A 15989-nucleotide genomic window follows, 5' to 3' on the forward strand; every position below is an offset into this window, starting at 1 on the left:
CTTTCCTGGCCCGTGGAGGACCCAGCACCCATGACCATCACCGATCTTCCCGCCACCCAACCCGCCCTGCTGCGGCCCGGCAGCCCCTATCCGCTGGGGGCGACCTGGGACGGCAAGGGCACCAACTTTGCCCTGTACTCCGAGAACGCGACCGGGGTGGAACTGTGCCTCTTCGACGAGGCGGGCACCGAGACGCGCGTGCCGCTGACCGAGCAGACCGCCTTCGTGTGGCACGGCTACCTGCCGGGCGTGGGGCCGGGCCAACGCTACGGCTACCGGGTCCACGGCGAGTACGCGCCCGAAAAGGGCCTGCGCTTCAATCCCAACATCGTGCTGCTCGACCCCTATGCCAAGGCGCTCGACGGCGTGGAGCAGCATGACCGGGGCATCCTGGGCTACCAGGGCGAAGACGACCTCACCATGCAGACCGCAGAGCAGCGCGGCGCTCCCCTCGGCATCGTCATCGATCCGCTGTTCAACTGGGTGGGCGATGTCAAGCCGAGCGTGCCCTTTCACCAGTCGGTGATCTACGAGGCGCACGTGCGCGGCCTGACCATGACCCACCCCGACGTGCCCGAGGCGTTGAGGGGCACCTACGCGGGGGTGGCGACCGAGCCGGTGCTGCGCTACTTGCGCGACCTCGGCATCACGGCGGTCGAATTCCTGCCCGTTCACCAGCATGTGGACGACGGCTTTCTGCTGGGCAAGGGCCTGAGCAACTACTGGGGCTACTCGACCCTGAACTTCTTCGCGCCGGAGGTCCGCTACTCGGCGGCGGCGCGGCGCGGGGACCCGGCGGGCGCGGTGCCCGAGTTCAAGAACATGGTCCGCGCCCTGCACGACGCCGGAATCGAGGTCATCCTCGACGTGGTGTACAACCACACGGCCGAGGGGAACCACATGGGGCCGACGATGAGCTTCAAGGGCATCGACAACCCCACCTACTACCGCCTGGTGGCCGACAACCCGCGCTTCTACTTCGACTACACGGGCACCGGCAACTCCCTGAACGTGCGCCATCCCCAGACGCTGCAACTCATCATGGACTCGCTGCGCTACTGGGTCACCGAGATGCATGTGGACGGCTTCCGCTTTGACCTGGCCTCCACGCTGGCGCGGGGGCTGCATGAGGTGGACCAGCTCTCGGGCTTCTTCACCATCATCCACCAGGACCCGGTGATCTCGCAGGTGAAACTCATCGCCGAGCCGTGGGACGTGGGGGAAGGCGGCTACCAGGTCGGCAACTTCCCGGTGAACTGGGCCGAGTGGAACGGCATCTACCGCGACGACATGCGGGCCTTCTGGAAGGGGGAAGGCGGGCTGGCCTCCGAGATCGGGTACCGCCTCACGGGCAGCAGCGACCTCTACCAGCGCGACGGGCGCAAGCCATACGCCTCCATCAACTTCGTGACGGCCCACGACGGCTTCACCCTGCGCGACTCGGTGACCTACGAGCAGAAGCACAACGAGGCCAACGGGGAGGGCAACGCCGACGGCCACAGCCACAACCTCACCTGGAACTGCGGGGTGGAGGGCGAGACGGACGATCCCGAGGTGAACCGCCTGCGCTCTCAGCAGCAGCGCAACTTCCTGGCGACCCTGCTGCTGGGCCAGGGCACCCCGATGCTCCTGGGCGGCGACGAGATCGGGCGCACCCAGAAGGGCAACAACAACGCCTACTGCCAGGACAACGAGATCAGTTGGTATGACTGGCAGAACATCGACGCCGACCTGCTGGCCTTCACCCGGCGGTTGATCCGGCTGCGTAAGGCGCACCCCGCCCTGCACCGCCGCAAGTTCTTCTCGGGCCGCACCATCCGCGGCGAGGACGTGCGCGACATCGTCTGGCTGCGCTTCGACGGCGCCGAGATGAGCGACGAGGACTGGAACAACCCCCAGACCCAGAGCCTGGGGATGTTCCTCGACGGCGACGGCCTCGACGACGTGGACGCGGAAGGCCGCCCGCTGAAGGACGACGACCTGCTGCTGCTGCTGTCGGCCTCGCATATCGACCTGCCCTTCCGGCTGCCCGACCTTGACGGCTGCCCGCAGTGGGAACTGCTGCTCGACACCACCGACGACGGTGCCCGCGAGCGCCTTCCCGCCGGGGAGGAAACGACCCTCCAGGCCCGGAGCGTGAAGCTCTACCGCTGCGTACGCGACTGAGGGCACCACTTTCTCGCCGGAGGTTCAAGGATCGCCTGGACCTCCGACGTCTTTTGGTGAGCTTCATCCTCTTCAGACAGGACCGTCAGCATGCCTCACCGGAGCTTTACCTCCTTTTCATCGGTCCGTTCACTCCCGGCGCCTAGCCTGACGCGTTCGCCGCCTTCCCCCCGCGAAGGTGGCCCGAAAGGAGTCCCATGCGCTCAACCCTTCCCAGTGCCCCTGCGGGGGCGCTGTCTTCCCCACCTGCGCCCCGACTGGGGGCCGAACTGCTGCCCGGCGGCGCGGGCACCCGCTTCCGCGTCTGGACGACCACCGCGCAGGAGGTCGCCGTGCGCATGGGCGGCACCGACCATCCCATGACCGCACTGGGAGACAACATCCATGAAGTCACCCTGCCCGTGGGCGCGGGTACCCGCTACCAGTTCGTGCTGAACGGGCAGGCGTGGCCCGACCCCTACGCCCGCTTCCTGCCGGACGGGGTTCACGGCGAGGCGGAAGTGGTGGACCCCGCCGCCTACGGGTGGCAGAACGCCGACTGGCGCGGCTTGCCCCTTCCCGAATGCGTGTTCTACGAACTGCATGTCGGCACCTTTACCCCCCAGGGCACCTACCGGGCGGCGATGGAGCGGCTGCCCGAACTGGTGGAGCTGGGCGTGACCGCCATCGAACTGATGCCGCTCGCCGCCTTCCCCGGCTCACGCGGGTGGGGCTACGACGGCGTGGCCCTATACGCTCCCCACGCGCCCTACGGCCGCCCCGAGGACCTCAAAGCCTTCGTGGACGCGGCACACGGGCTTGGGCTGGCCGTGTTCCTCGACGCCGTCTACAACCATTTCGGGCCGGACGGTAATTATCTGGGCGTGTACAGCCCGCAGTATTTCACCGAGCGCTTTCACACCCCCTGGGGCGCGGGGCTGGACTACGCCGAGCCGCATATGCGCCGCCTGATCACGGACAACGCGCGGATGTGGCTGCACGAGTACCGCTTCGACGGGCTGCGGCTGGACGCCACCCAGGAGATGCAGGACGATTCGCCGGTCCACATCCTGCGCGAGCTGGCCGACCGGATTCACGACCTGGGCGGGTCGCACCTGCTGCTCGCCGAGGACTACCGCAACCTGCCGGGGCTGGTGACCGACCTGCACCTCGACGGGATGTGGGTGGACGACTTCCACCACGAGATGCGCGTGACCCTCACTGGGGACCGCGACGGCTACTACCAGCACTATCAAGGCGGAGCGGCGGCGCTGACGCACGTGCTGAACCGGGGCTGGACTTACGAGGGGCAGCACTGGGAGGAATGGGACGGACCACGCGGCCAACCCGCCGACACGCTGGAGGCCCCCTCCTTCGTCTATTTCATCCAGAACCACGACCAGGTGGGCAACCGGGCGGTGGGCGACCGCGTGCACCATCTGGAGCGCGTCACGCCCGCGATGTACCGGGGCGCGTCCACCCTGCTGCTGACCCTGCCGATGACCCCGCTGCTGTTTCAGGGCCAGGAGTGGGCGGCGTCCAGCCCCTTCCCCTTTTTCAGCGACCACCACGGCGAGCTGGGGCGGCTGGTGTCGGAGGGCCGCAAGAAGGAATTCGGCCACTTCGAGGGGTTCTCCGGGGAGGACGTGCTCGACCCGCAGGCGGAGGAGACGTTCCGGCAGGCGAAACTCGACTGGGCCGAGCGTGAGTCGGGCGAACACGCCCGGACGTTGGCGCTGTACCACATGCTGCTGCGCCTGCGCCGCGACGACCCGGTGCTGCGGAACCGCGAGCGCCGGACCTTGACCGCCGGACACACTGGGGACGTGGTGTGGGTCCGCCGGGTCACGGACGTGGGCGAGCGCCTGTTGCTGTGGAACGTGGGCCGGGAAGCGGTGAGCACTGAGGGTCTGACCCTCCCCTTCCGCCTCCCGCCCCGGACTGTCCTCCACTCGGAAGGCCGCCCCGACCTCCGGCTGGAGCGCGGCGAGGCCCTCCTCCTGGGAACCAGGCTGCTAGGGTCGGAAGGATGACCGACGGCCCCACCCCCCACGATCCACGATCCACCTCCCACGTTCCGTCCTCCACCTACCGCCTCCAGCTCCACTCCGGCTTCGACTTCGCCGCCGCCCGCCGCCTGCTCCCGTACCTCGCGCGGCTGGGCGTGACGGACGTGTACCTCTCGCCAATCTGGACGAGTGCGCCGGGGTCCACCCACGGCTACGACGTGACCGACCACGCTGCGGTCAATCCGGCGCTGGGCGGCGAGGCGGGGCTGCGGCGGCTCGCGGCGCGGGCGCGGGAACTCGGGCTGGGCCTGATCGTGGACTTCGTGCCCAACCACATGGGCATTCAGGGCGGCCACAATCCCTACTGGGAGGACGTGCTGACCCACGGGCAGGCCAGCCGCTACGCGCACTTCTTCGACATCTCGTGGCAGCCGCTCAAGCGGGCGCTGGAGAACAAGGTGCTCCTGCCGGTGCTGGGCGAGCAGTACGGCCGGATTCTGGAACGCGGCGAACTGGTGCTGAACCGCGAGGGCGGCGTCTTCTTCCTGACGTACTGGGAGCGCCGATTGCCGATCTCGCCGCGCACGCTGGCCCGGCCGCTGACGGCGCTGGCGACCGAGCTGACGGGGACGCTCCCGGCCGCCGACCACGCCGAACTCGCCTCGGTCGCGCGGGCGGCGGCGAACCTCCCCGTCTCGACGAGGGCCGAGCTGACCGACGCCGACCGCCTCGCGCGGGCGCAGGAGTCGGAGGTCATCACCCGGCGGCTGGGGGCGCTGGCGGAGGCGTCGCGCTCAGTGAGGACGGCGCTTGACCGGATGGTGGCGGAGACGAACGCCGACTCCGCCCGCCTCGATGCGCTGATTCAGGACCAGAACTACCGCCTCGCCTCCTGGCGGGTCGCGGCCGAGCAGATCAACTACCGCCGCTTCTTCGACATCAACGACCTCGCGGCGCTGCGGATGGAAGACCCGCGCGTCTTCGAGTGGGCGCACGCCAAGCTGTTCGAGTTGATTGGAGACGGCATCTTGCAGGGCGTGCGGCTGGACCACACCGACGGCCTGTACGACCCTGCCGGGTACTTCGTGGCCCTGCAACGGGGGGCGGCGCGGGCGCTGGGGCACGAGTGGGAGCCGGGCCAGGCGCTCCCCGTCTACGTGGTGGCCGAGAAGATTCTGGAACCCGGCGAGAAGTTGCCCGAGGACTGGGCCATCCACGGCACGACGGGCTACGACTTCCTCGCGCAACTGAACGGCACCTTCGTGGACGGAGCGAGCGAGGACGAGACCACCGCGATCTACCGCCGCTTCACCGGGGACCGGGACAGCTACGGCGACCACCTCTACCGGGGCAAGCACCTGATTCAGCGCGTTTCGCTGCCCGGCGAGGTCAACGTGCTCGCCGAGCATCTGGAACGGCTGGCCGAGGCGGACCTAAGATTCCGCGACTTCACGCTGAGCGGGCTGCGCGAGGTCATCCGCGAAACCATCGCCTCTTTCCCCGTCTACCGCACCTATATCCGCGAGGGCGGCGAGCGCGAACCCGGCGACGACGCCAAGATCGAACATGCGATCCGTGACGCCAAGGCGCACCGGGCGGCGGCGGGGCGCGACCTCGACCCCAGCCTGTTCGACTTTCTGGAGGCGGTGCTGAAGCTGGACGCCCCCGACAAGGCCACCCGCGAACGCTACGCGGGCTTCGCGCTGAAGTTCCAGCAGCTCACCGGGCCGGTCACGGCGAAGGGGGCCGAGGACACGGCCTTTTACCGCTACGCTCGGCTGCTCTCCCTGAACGAGGTGGGCGGCGATCCGGCGCTGTTCGGCACCCCGCCGAGGGCCTTCCACCGGGACGCGCAGGTCCGCGCCGAGCGGTGGCCCCACGCCATGCTCGCGGGCTCGACCCACGACACCAAGCGCGGCGAGGACACCCGCGCCCACATCTCGGTGCTGTCCGAGCTGCCGCAGACGTGGGCGGCGTACCTCAGCGGCTGGTCGGGCCTGCTGCGCGGCTTCGAGGTAGAGACGGGGACGGGCCGCGCTCCTTCCGCGCTGGACACTTACACTTTCCTACAAAACGCACTGGGGGCCTACCCGCTGGACGGGCGATTAGAGGGCTTCCCCGACCGCCTGGCCGACTATGCCCTCAAAGCCGCCCGCGAAGCCAAGCTGCGAACGAGCTGGGCCGCTGGCGACGCCGAGTACGAGGAGGCGCTGACGAGGGTGGTGCGCGGGCTGCTGGCCGACGAGCGCTTCTCGCGCGACCTCGCCGAGCTGCACCGCCGTATCAGCCCGTATGGAGCGCAGAACGGGCTCTCGGCGGCGCTCGTGCGCCTGACCGCCCCCGGCGTCCCCGACACCTACCAGGGGGCCGAGGGCTGGAACCAGAGCCTCGTGGACCCCGACAACCGCCGCCCGGTGGACTACGCGTGGCGCACCCGGACGTTGGCCCGCATCGAGAAGCGCCACGCCGAGGACCCCGCCCGCCTCGCCGCCGACCTCCTCGCCCGCTACGAGGACGGTGGGGTCAAGCTGCTGGTGACCTGGGCGGCCCTGCAAACCCGCCGCGCCCACCCGGAGCTGTTCGCGGAGGGCAGTTACCGACCCATCGAGGCCGGGAAGTACCTGCTCGCCTTCGCCCGCGAGCATACGGATGAGGTGGCGGTCACCGTCGCTCCCCGCCTCACCTACACCCTCACCCGCGAGAAGACCCCCTGGGCGCTGGGCGAGGTCTGGGGCAACCGCCAGCTCACCCTGCCGCGCCCCGGCACCTACCGCAACGTGCTCACGGGTGAACGTCTGCGCGTGCGCGGCGAGAAGGTGCCCGTGGCGAAGGTGCTGGAGACGTTCCCGCTGGCGCTGCTGGTGCGGGAGTAGCGGTCAGCCGTCTCGCGGGAACCTTTTCGCCCCGCACCCCGTATCCTGTCTTGTATGCAACTGACCGCAACCCGGACGGAAAATCTGGTTCGCACCTTCATGGCGCGGACGTACTCGTGGATGGCGGCGGGCCTGGCCCTGACTGCTGGAGTCGCCTACCTGACGGCGCAAAACGAGGTGCTGGCCGCGCAGGTCTTCGGCTGGCGCTGGGGCCTGATCATCGCGCAACTCGTGATCGTGTTTGCCCTGAGCGGGCTGGCGCACCGCATGAACAGCGCGGTGGCGGGCATGCTCTTTATCGCCTACGCGGCGCTGACGGGCCTGACCTTCAGCTCGCTGCTGCTGGCCTATGACCCCTCGGCGGTGACGGCGGCCTTCCTGACCACGGCGGGCACCTTCGGGGCGATGAGCGTGGCGGGCTTCGTGATCAAGAAGGACCTCAGCGCGATGGGCCGCTTCTTCATGTTCGCGGTACTGGGGCTCTTTATCGCCATGATCGTCAACCTGTTCGTGGCGAGCAGCGCCCTGACCCTGGGCCTCAGTGTGATCGGCGTGCTGCTCTTCGCGGGCCTGACCGCCTACGACACCCAGATGCTACGCAACCTCGCCCTCAGCGGGATTCAGGGCGAGATGGCCGAGCGGGCGGCGATCAACGGGGCGCTCGCCCTGTACCTCGATTTCGTGAACATGTTCCTGTTTATCCTGCGCCTGTTCGGGTTCGCGGGCGGCAGCGACGACTGAGCATCCGCACAAGAGAGGAGGCCCCAGCATCTGCCGGGGCCTCCTTTTTTGGAGCACGACGGTCGGCTTACCTCACACCGGTCAACTTCAGCCAGTAGTACTCGTGTTTGCCCATCAGTACTGGGTACGGCCCCTCCCCCACCACCGGGAAGTGGCTGCCCCCCGCCAGGGTCACGGGCACGCGGCCCACGTGGGCCGAGAGGTCCAGCAGCGCAGCCTGGGCACTTCCGGCGAAGTTGGAAATGATCAGCAGCGTCTCGCCGTCGTACTGGCGGGTAAAGGCCAGGATCGCCGGGTTGCCCGTCTCGATGAAGGTGAGGTCGCCGTGCGCGAAGGTCGGGTGGGCGCGGCGCAGTTCGAGCTGGCGTGAGAGCCACCTCAAGAGGCTGCCGGGGTCCTGCTCCTGCGCGGCCACGTTGACGCGCCCGTAGCCGTACACCGGGTCCTGAATGGGCGGGTAGAAGCACTGGTCCGGCAGGGCGGTGGAAAAGCCGCCGCTGATCCCCGCGTTCCACTGCATCGGGGTGCGGACGCCGTTGCGGTCGGCGAGGGTCAAGTTGTCGCCCATGCCGATCTCGTCGCCGTAGTACAGGATCGGGCTGCCGGGCAGGGCCAGCAGGACCGTGTGCAGCAGCTCGATGCGGCGGCGGTCGTTGTCCAGCAGCGGGGCGAGACGGCGGCGAATGCCCACGTTGATCTTCATGCGGTGGTCGGGCGCGTAGGCCGCGTACATGAAAGCCCGCTCGTCGTCGGTGACCATCTCCAGCGTCAGCTCGTCGTGGTTGCGCAGGAAGGTCGCCCACTGCCCGAAGGACGGAATCTCCGGCAGGCGGCCCATGATCTCGCGGATGGAGGTCGTGTCCCCGCGCCCCAGGCTCATGTACAGCCGGGGCATCACCGGGAAGTTGAAGCACATGTGGAACTCGGGGTCGGCCTCGCTGCCGAAATATTCCATCACGTCCTCGGGCCACTGGTTGGCCTCCGCGAGCAGCAGGCGGCCGGGGTACTCCTCGTCCACCACCCGGCGAAGCTGGCGCAGGATCGCGTGCGTTTCGGGGAGGTTCTCGCAGTTGGTCCCCTCGCGCTCGATCAGGTACGGCACTGCGTCCACCCGGAAGCCGTCCAGCCCGAGGTCCAGCCAGAACCGCAGGGCGCCGATCAGTTCCTCCACCACGCGCGGGTTGTCGAAGTTGAGGTCGGGCTGACTGGAGAAGAAGCGGTGCCAGTAGTAGCGCCCGCACCCCTCGTCCAGGGTCCAGTTGCTCGTCTCGGTGTCGGTGAAGATGATGCGGGCGTCCGCGTACTCGGTGCCCGTGTCGCTCCAGACGTAGTAGTCGTGGTACTCGTTGGGGCTGCCGTCGGGCAGGGTGGGGCCGCGCCGCGCCGCCTGGAACCAGGGGTGGTCCGAGGAGGTGTGGTTGGTCACGAGGTCCCCGATCACCCGCAGGCCCCGCGCGTGCGCCTCGCGCAGAAAGACCTTGAAGTCCTCGAGCGTGCCGAGGTCCGGGTGGATGTCGGTGTAGTCGGCCACGTCGTAGCCGTCGTCGCGCAGGGGGCTGGGGTACCAGGGCAGCAGCCACAGGCAGTCCACCCCCAGCGACCGCAGGTAGTCCAGCCGTCCGGTCAGGCCGGGAAAATCGCCCTTGCCGTCGCCGTTGCCGTCCGCGAAGGTGCGGACCGAGAGTTCGTAGAAGACGGCGCTCTTGTACCACTCGGGTGGGGGGGAAGGCTGGGCCTGCGTCATGCCCGGCAGTCTAAGGGGCAGGCCAGAAACGGTGCCAGGGGGCACCCTCCTCATGCGGCCCATCCATCTTTTTGATAAAGATAAATCATTATGCGTTTTGCCTCCCGCTTGGTGCTGTCCACCCTCCTGTGTTCTGCCGCCGCGTCCGCCCAGGCCGCCTCCATTCCCGTGAGTGCGACGACGAGCATCGTGGGCGACTTCGTGAAAGCGGTGGGCGGCACGCGGGTGAGCGTGAACGTGGTCGTTCCGGCGGGGAGCGACACCCACAGCTTTCAGCCGAGCACGGCGGCGATCCGGCGGCTGGCCGGGAGCCGTGCGCTGTTCGCCAACGGCGCGGGGCTGGAGCCCTGGCTGCCGAAGCTGAAGGCGGCGGCCCCGAAGGTGCCCGTCACCGAACTGACGCGGGGCCTGAAGCTGCGCGAGCTGGGCCACGCGGCGGGGGAGGACCACGGGCATGATGACCACGGTCCCCTCGACCCCCACGCGTGGTGGGACGCGGACCTCGCCGCCGGGTACGTGCGGAACGTGCAGGCGGCGCTGACCCGGCTCGATCCGGCGGGCAAGGCGACCTACACGAAGAATGCGGCGGCGTACCTGAAACAACTGCGGGCGCTCGACGCCTACGCGAAAAGGCAGTTCGCCACCGTCCCCGCCGCCCGCCGCCGCGCCGTGACCAACCACGACAGCCTGGGCTACCTCGCCCGGCGCTATGGGCTGACCGTGGTGGGCACGGTCCTGCCCGGCGGCGGCACCGAGCGCGAACCGAGCGCCCGCGAACTCGCCGCGCTGGTGTCGTCGGTGAAAAAGAGCGGCGCCCGCGTGATCTTCACCGAGGCCGCGCTGAACACCCGCCTGGCGCAGGCGCTGGCCCGCGAGACGGGGGCGAAGGTGGCCCCGCCCCTCTACACCGACACGCTGGGGCGGAAGGGCAGCGCGGGCGACACGTTTCTGAAGGCCTTCCGGCACAACGTGGACGTGATGGTCAAGGCCCTGAAGGGGTAAGGAACGCGCCCTTCTTGATTCTGCGGTCGCAAGAACGGCCCGCGACCCGCTATGCTGGCCCGATGCTGGGGGTCGAGAACCTGACGGTGCGCTACGGCACCCACACGGCGCTGGAGGGCGCGACCGTGCGCTTTGAGGCGGGACAGTTCAGCGCCGTGATCGGGCCGAACGGGGCGGGCAAGAGCACGCTGCTCAAGGTGCTGGCGGGACTGCTGCCCGACCCCCAGGGGAGCGTGCGCTTCGATCCGGGCCACACCCCGCGCAATTGCGTGTCCTACGTGCCGCAGCAGCAGACGCTGGACTGGGCCTTTCCCGTCACGGTCTGGGACGTGGCGATGATGGGCCGCACCGGGCGCCTGGGCTGGCTGCGCTGGCCGGGGGGCAAAGACCGCCAGAAGGTGGCGGCGGCGCTGGAGGAAACCGGGGTGTACGCCCTGCGACACCGCCACATCGGGGCCTTGTCGGGCGGGCAGCGCCAGCGGGTGCTGCTCGCGCGGATGCTGGCGCGGGAAGGCCACCTGCTGCTGCTCGACGAACCGCTGACCGGGGTGGACCCCGCCACCCAGGAAGGGCTGATGGCCCTGCTGCGCCGCCAGGCCGACCGGGGCCGCGCGGTCGTGATGGTCACCCACGACCTCGACCAGGCGCGGCGCTGGTGCGATCACCTCGTGCTCGTCAACCGGCGGGTCATCGCGGACGGCACCCCCGACGAGGTGTATACCCCGCAGAACATCGAAGCGACCTTCAGCGTGAGCCACCTCGGGCACACGCACGCGGAGGCGTGATGGGGACTGCGCCGCGCCGACCCTCCCGGACAGGGGCCGCCTGATGGAGTGGCTCACCGACCCCCTGCAATTCGACTTCTTCGTGCGGGCACTCGCGGCGGTCGTCCTCGTCAGCGTGCTGTGTGCGCTGGTGGGCGCGTGGGTGGTGTTGCGGGGCCTGAGCTACATCGGGGACGCGATGAGCCACGCGGTGCTGCCGGGGCTGGTGGGGGCGCTGCTCACCGGGGGCAACCTGCTGGTGGGGGCGCTGGTCGCCGCCGTGCTGACCGCACTCGGGATCGGGGCAGTCGGCCAACGCTCGGGCCTCAAGCAGGACAGCGCCATCGGCATCGTGTTCGTGGGGATGTTCGCGCTGGGCGTGGTGATGCTGTCAAAGGCGCCGACCTTCGCCACCGACCTCAGCACCTTCCTGATCGGCAATCCGCTCGGGGTGACCCCCGCCGACCTGTGGAGTGCCCTGGGCGTGACGGCGCTGGTGGCGCTGATCCTGGGGGCCTTTCACAAGGAGCTGCTGCTGGCCTCCTTCGACCCCACCGAGGCCCGCGCCATCGGGCTGCCGGTGGGTCGGCTGACCCACCTGCTGCTGGTCGTGATCGGGCTGGTGGTCGTGCTGACGGTGCAACTGGTGGGCACCACCCTCAGCGTGAGCCTGCTGGTGACCTCCAGCGCCGCCGCCAGGCTGCTAGCCCGCAGCCTGAAAAAGATGATGGCGCTCGCCGCCGGGCTGGGCATCCTGGGTGGGGTGACCGGGCTGTACCTGAGCTACTTCCTCGACACGGCGGCGGGCGCGACCATCGTGCTCGTGAACACGGCGATCTTCGTGCTGGCGCTGCTGTTCCAGCGCAAGGAATAACGTCTCCGCATGGTGGCTTAGTCCGCCTGGTCATGCATTAGGCTCGGGGCAACGGTCCGGGTTCCCCGGCGTTCGGCCCTCCCCCATTCCATGGAGCCTCCCACCTTGCGTTTCTTCCCCCTGTAACCGCGACCTGAAGCCTCGTCCCGCCCGCTGTGGCCGGGACAGCTCGCCCGCAGGGGGAACAACAGTGCTGGGACAATTGAAGGGGGTCGCCCGCAGCTTTGGCGACCGCGTGGTGGTGCAGGACGTGGACCTGGAGGTGCAGCCCGGAGAGCGGCTGGCCCTGGTCGGAGAGAATGGCAGCGGCAAGAGCACGCTGCTGCGCGTGCTGGCGGGCCTCGACCGCCCGGACGAGGGCACAGCGACGCGGACGGGCCGCGCCGCCCTGCTCTCCCAGCACGCGGAGATGGGGACGGAGACCGTGCTGGACGCCGTGACGCCGGAGGGCCTGCGGGCGGCCCGGCGCACCTTCGAGGCCGCCTCGGCCGGGCTGGGCGAGGGCACCGACGCCGCCTTCCACGCCTTCGCGGAGGCCGAGGAAGCGTTCCGGGTGGCCGGGGGCTACGAGTTCGAGGCGCAGGCGACGGCCGTGCTGGGCGGGCTGGGTCTGGACCCAGGGATAGAGGCGGGGCAACTTTCCGGCGGCCAGACCCGGCGTGTGATGCTCGCGCGGCTGCTGCTCTCGCCCGCCGACCTTTACCTCCTCGACGAGCCGACGAACCACCTTGACGCAGAGGGCGCGGCGTGGCTGGAAGGGTGGATTCGGGCCTCCCCCGCTGCGTTCGTGCTCGCCAGCCATGACCGCGCCTTCCTGGACGCGGTGACCTACCGCACGACGGAGCTGGAACGCGGGCGGCTGACCGTCTACCCCGCCCCGTACACAGAAGCGATGGCCCTGAAAGCGGCCCTGCGCGAGGCCCAGCAGCGCGACCACGAGGCCTACCGCCGCAAGCGGGCCGCCCTCGACGAAGAGCGGCGACGGCAGGCCAGCAAGGGCGCGGTGGAGGAAAACCGCCGCCGGGCGCGGGACAACGACAAGTTCCTGAGCAGCCACAAGGCGGGCCGGGCGCAGAAGCTCTTCTCCGCGCGGGCGCAGGCCATGCAGCGCCAGATCGACCGGCTCGACGAGGAAGCCGTCCCGAAGCCCTTCGAGGACCGCCGCACCCTGCGCCTGGACCTCCCCGACGCGCCCCCCGGCCCCGCCGAGGTGCTCACCGTTCGTGACCTGACCGTTTACCGGGAGGGAGAGCCGGTCCTTGCGGGGGTGCGGCTGGACGTGCGCCGGGGCGACCGCATCGCGCTGACCGGGCCGAACGGGGGCGGGAAAAGTACGTTGCTCGCCGCGCTGCTGGGGCAGCTTCCCCACGCGGGCGAGGTGCGCTGGGGCCAGGGCTTGGCCCTCTACGCGGCGGGTCAGCACGGGGAGGAACTCGCGGGGCTGCCCACCGTCGGGGACGCGCTGCTCGCGGCGAATCCAGCGCTGACCGCCCACCAGCTTCACGCGGTCGCGGCGCAGGTGGGCCTGCCCGGTGGACCTTCGTTTCCGGTCGCGGGGCTGTCGGGCGGGCAGCGCACCCGGCTGAGCCTCGCCCGGCTGAACGTGACGCGGGCGCAGGTGCTGGTGCTGGACGAACCCACCAACCACCTCGACGTGCGGGCGATCGAGGCGCTCGAGGCCCTGCTGCTCGCCTTTCCGGGTACGGTGCTGCTTGCCAGCCACGACCGGGCGCTGGTGGGGCGGGTAGCAACGCGAGTCTGGGAGGTGGGAGGGGGCGGGGTCCGCGAGGAGCCGCTCGTGACGGTCTAGCCGATCTGGTCGCTCTTCTCGCGGTTGTGGCGGGCACACAGCAGCTGCACGTTCTCGGGCGTCAGGCTGGTGCCGCCGCGCGACCACGGCAGGACATGGTCGAACTGGAGGTCGTCGGTCGCCCCGCACTCCACGCACCGGCCGCCGTCCCGCCCCCACACGGCCAGCTTGACCCAGCCGGGAATCAGGCGGCGGCGTTCGGGGTGGGCGGGGACCAGCCCAGCGTCCCCCTCCTCACCCTGCACCGCCTCCAGCCGGAAGACGAAGACGTACCGGGTTCCGTCGTGCTCCTGCGTGACGCCCGTCAGGTGAAAGACGCCGTTATAGGTCCAGATGCCGGGGCGCAACTTCTCGTAGACGCGGACCCGTTCGGGCACTGCCTCCCCACGCTCGGCCGCCAGAGCCGCCTCGAAGAAGAGGCCATTCTGAGTCAGTTTGCCGCCCGGCGTCCGCAGGGGCTGGTCCACCGTCTTGGGGTCGAGGCCACCCGTCCGGTTGACCGGCGCGTCGTGGCCCTCGTAGCGCAGCACCGTGCCGTCCTCGGTGAGCTGATCGCGGTAGGGGGCGCCCGGCTGAACGGACATGAGGAGAACGCTGTGACCCCCCCGCACCCGGAAGTTCATCCCGCGCTGGAGGGAAACCCCTTCTCGCAGGCACATCTCCAAGTGGCTCATCACACGGGCGGGCATGGGGGCACGCTACCAGGTCCGGGGGCGGCCACCCACCAAAAAAGACCGCCCCCCGGAGGGAGCGGCCTAGCGCACGAACTTCAGTAGAACTTGGTGATGCGCTCGACCGCGTGGCGGTGGTGGGGAAAGCCTTCCTCGGCCCGCTTGCCGACCGGGAGCATTCCGGCGAACTGCACGTGCCCCGGCAGGCCCAGAATCTCCCTCACCCGCTGGGGGTCGAAGCCCAGCATGGGCACGGTGTCGTAGCCCAGGCCACGGGCGGCCAGCATCAGGAACCCGAAAGCGATGTTCGCCTGCGAGAGGCCCCACTGGCCGCGCTGGGCCACGTCCTGGGCACCGAACACACCGTCGAAGGTCTGACGCTGCCCGGTGCGGCCCGCCTCACCCATGCCGGGGTGCGCGGTGTCCTCCACGGTTGCCAGGGTGTCTTCCATGTCGCTGTACACCACGATCACGGCGGGCGCATTCGTCACCTGCGCCTGGCCGTAAGCGGCCTCGCGCAGTTGCTCCTTGAGCTGTGGGTCCTGCACGACGGCAAAGCGCCACGTCTGGGCATTCCAGGCGCTGGGCGCGAGGCTGGCGAGGCGCAGGATCTCGCGCAGGTCGCCCTGGTCCATCGGCTCCTGTACGAACTTGCGGATGCTGCGGCGGCTCTCGATGGCTTCGGTCACGGTCAGGGGGCGGGTCAGGGTCGCGGTCATGCCTGGGAGGATATTGTCAACCGCTTTGAAAAGTCAAGCGGTGTGAGATTCGCCCTGATTGGCAGCCCGGGAACGTGTACAGTTGGGGCATGAGCACCGCACACCCAGGCTTCTGTCCGGTCTACCGGGCCATCGGCGTGTTGCAGGAAAAGTGGGTGCTGCACATCGTCCGGGCGCTCTTGGGCGGCGAGAAGGGGTTCAACGAACTCGCGCGGGCGGTGGGCGGCTGCAACAGTGCCACCCTCACGCAGCGGCTGGAGCACCTCGAACACCTGTCGCTGATCGCCAAGCGCACCGAGGACTCGCCGGGCAAACTCGCCCGCAGCGTCTATACCCTGACCCCCGCCGGGCGCGAGTTGCAGAGCGTCATCGACGCCATCGACGGCTGGGCGCGGCAGCACCTGGGCGCCGCGGACGTGGCGACCCCCGCGTGACCGCCGTTCTGATCTTTATCGTCCTGCCCGTTGGCCTGATCGTCCTGTCCCACTTTATCCGGCCCGTGCAGCGCGACCGCCGCCACGGGGACGCGTTTGGCGAGTCGCTCGCGGCGGGCGGCATGTTCGGTGGACACGGGCTGGAGCCGGACGAGCAGGCGGTGCGCGAGGAGACCGAGCCGGTCCGGTTCAAGTTGGACTGA

13 protein-coding genes are annotated in these 15989 nt (G+C 69.5%); 10 read left to right on the plus strand and 3 right to left on the minus strand.

Annotated features, from left to right (window positions below; translation table 11 throughout):
• Nucleotides 1-30 precede the first annotated feature (30 nt).
• The 4 genes from glgX to C3K08_RS08600 all read left to right on the plus strand — a co-directional run bounded on the left by glgX (nt 31) and on the right by C3K08_RS08600 (nt 7768).
• Nucleotides 31-2166 (plus strand): glycogen debranching protein GlgX, encoded by a 2136-nt coding sequence (gene glgX / locus C3K08_RS08585; protein ID WP_104990931.1) that lies wholly within the window; start codon nt 31-33, stop codon nt 2164-2166.
• A gap of 197 nt (nt 2167-2363) precedes the next feature.
• Complete coding sequence (gene treZ, locus C3K08_RS08590) at nt 2364-4178, plus strand: malto-oligosyltrehalose trehalohydrolase (RefSeq protein ID WP_104990932.1); 1815 nt, start codon at nt 2364-2366, stop codon at nt 4176-4178.
• The gene (gene treY, locus C3K08_RS08595) at nt 4175-7027 is read left to right on the plus strand and encodes a malto-oligosyltrehalose synthase (RefSeq protein WP_104990933.1); all 2853 of its coding nucleotides are present in this window, start codon (nt 4175-4177) and stop codon (nt 7025-7027) included. Before treZ ends, treY begins: the two co-directional genes overlap by 4 nt.
• A gap of 54 nt (nt 7028-7081) precedes the next feature.
• Complete coding sequence (locus tag C3K08_RS08600) at nt 7082-7768, plus strand: Bax inhibitor-1/YccA family protein (RefSeq protein ID WP_104990934.1); 687 nt, start codon at nt 7082-7084, stop codon at nt 7766-7768.
• A gap of 67 nt (nt 7769-7835) precedes the next feature.
• Here C3K08_RS08600 and treS read toward each other — a convergent pair whose 3' ends face one another.
• Nucleotides 7836-9512, minus strand: coding sequence for a maltose alpha-D-glucosyltransferase (gene treS, locus C3K08_RS08605; protein WP_104990935.1), 1677 nt, complete (start codon nt 9510-9512; stop codon nt 7836-7838).
• Between the two features lie 90 nt (nt 9513-9602).
• Between treS and C3K08_RS08610 the strand changes: the two genes are divergently transcribed.
• From C3K08_RS08610 to C3K08_RS08625, 4 genes are all read left to right on the plus strand, one after another.
• A complete protein-coding gene (locus C3K08_RS08610; protein WP_104990936.1) occupies nt 9603-10514 on the plus strand; it encodes a metal ABC transporter solute-binding protein, Zn/Mn family in 912 nt (303 codons plus the stop codon).
• A 62-nt stretch (nt 10515-10576) separates the two neighbouring features.
• Nucleotides 10577-11299 carry a metal ABC transporter ATP-binding protein gene (locus tag C3K08_RS08615; protein WP_104990937.1) on the plus strand — a complete coding sequence of 241 codons (723 nt, stop codon included), beginning with the start codon at nt 10577-10579 and terminating at the stop codon, nt 11297-11299.
• A 43-nt stretch (nt 11300-11342) separates the two neighbouring features.
• Nucleotides 11343-12152 (plus strand): metal ABC transporter permease, encoded by an 810-nt coding sequence (locus tag C3K08_RS08620; protein ID WP_104990938.1) that lies wholly within the window; start codon nt 11343-11345, stop codon nt 12150-12152.
• Nucleotides 12153-12342: 190 nt separating this feature from the next.
• The gene (locus C3K08_RS08625) at nt 12343-13962 is read left to right on the plus strand and encodes an ABC-F family ATP-binding cassette domain-containing protein (RefSeq protein ID WP_234009022.1); all 1620 of its coding nucleotides are present in this window, start codon (nt 12343-12345) and stop codon (nt 13960-13962) included.
• Here C3K08_RS08625 and C3K08_RS08630 read toward each other — a convergent pair.
• Together C3K08_RS08630 and C3K08_RS08635 are read right to left on the minus strand one after the other, a co-directional pair.
• Nucleotides 13959-14546 carry an HNH endonuclease gene (locus tag C3K08_RS08630; protein ID WP_199776901.1) on the minus strand — a complete coding sequence of 196 codons (588 nt, stop codon included), beginning with the start codon at nt 14544-14546 and terminating at the stop codon, nt 13959-13961. The genes C3K08_RS08625 and C3K08_RS08630 overlap by 4 nt on opposite strands.
• 185 nt (nt 14547-14731) lie before the next feature.
• Nucleotides 14732-15352, minus strand: coding sequence for a nitroreductase family protein (locus C3K08_RS08635; protein ID WP_104990940.1), 621 nt, complete (start codon nt 15350-15352; stop codon nt 14732-14734).
• A gap of 89 nt (nt 15353-15441) precedes the next feature.
• Here C3K08_RS08635 and C3K08_RS08640 point away from each other — a divergent pair, with 89 nt between their 5' ends.
• On the plus strand, nt 15442-15786 hold the full coding sequence (locus tag C3K08_RS08640; protein WP_104990941.1) for a helix-turn-helix domain-containing protein: 345 nt from the start codon (nt 15442-15444) through the stop codon (nt 15784-15786).
• Complete coding sequence (locus C3K08_RS08645; RefSeq protein ID WP_104990942.1) at nt 15783-15989, plus strand: hypothetical protein; 207 nt, start codon at nt 15783-15785, stop codon at nt 15987-15989. The genes C3K08_RS08640 and C3K08_RS08645 overlap by 4 nt, the downstream gene beginning before the upstream one ends.

This window comes from Deinococcus sp. NW-56, assembly GCF_002953415.1.
Taxonomy (GTDB): domain Bacteria; phylum Deinococcota; class Deinococci; order Deinococcales; family Deinococcaceae; genus Deinococcus.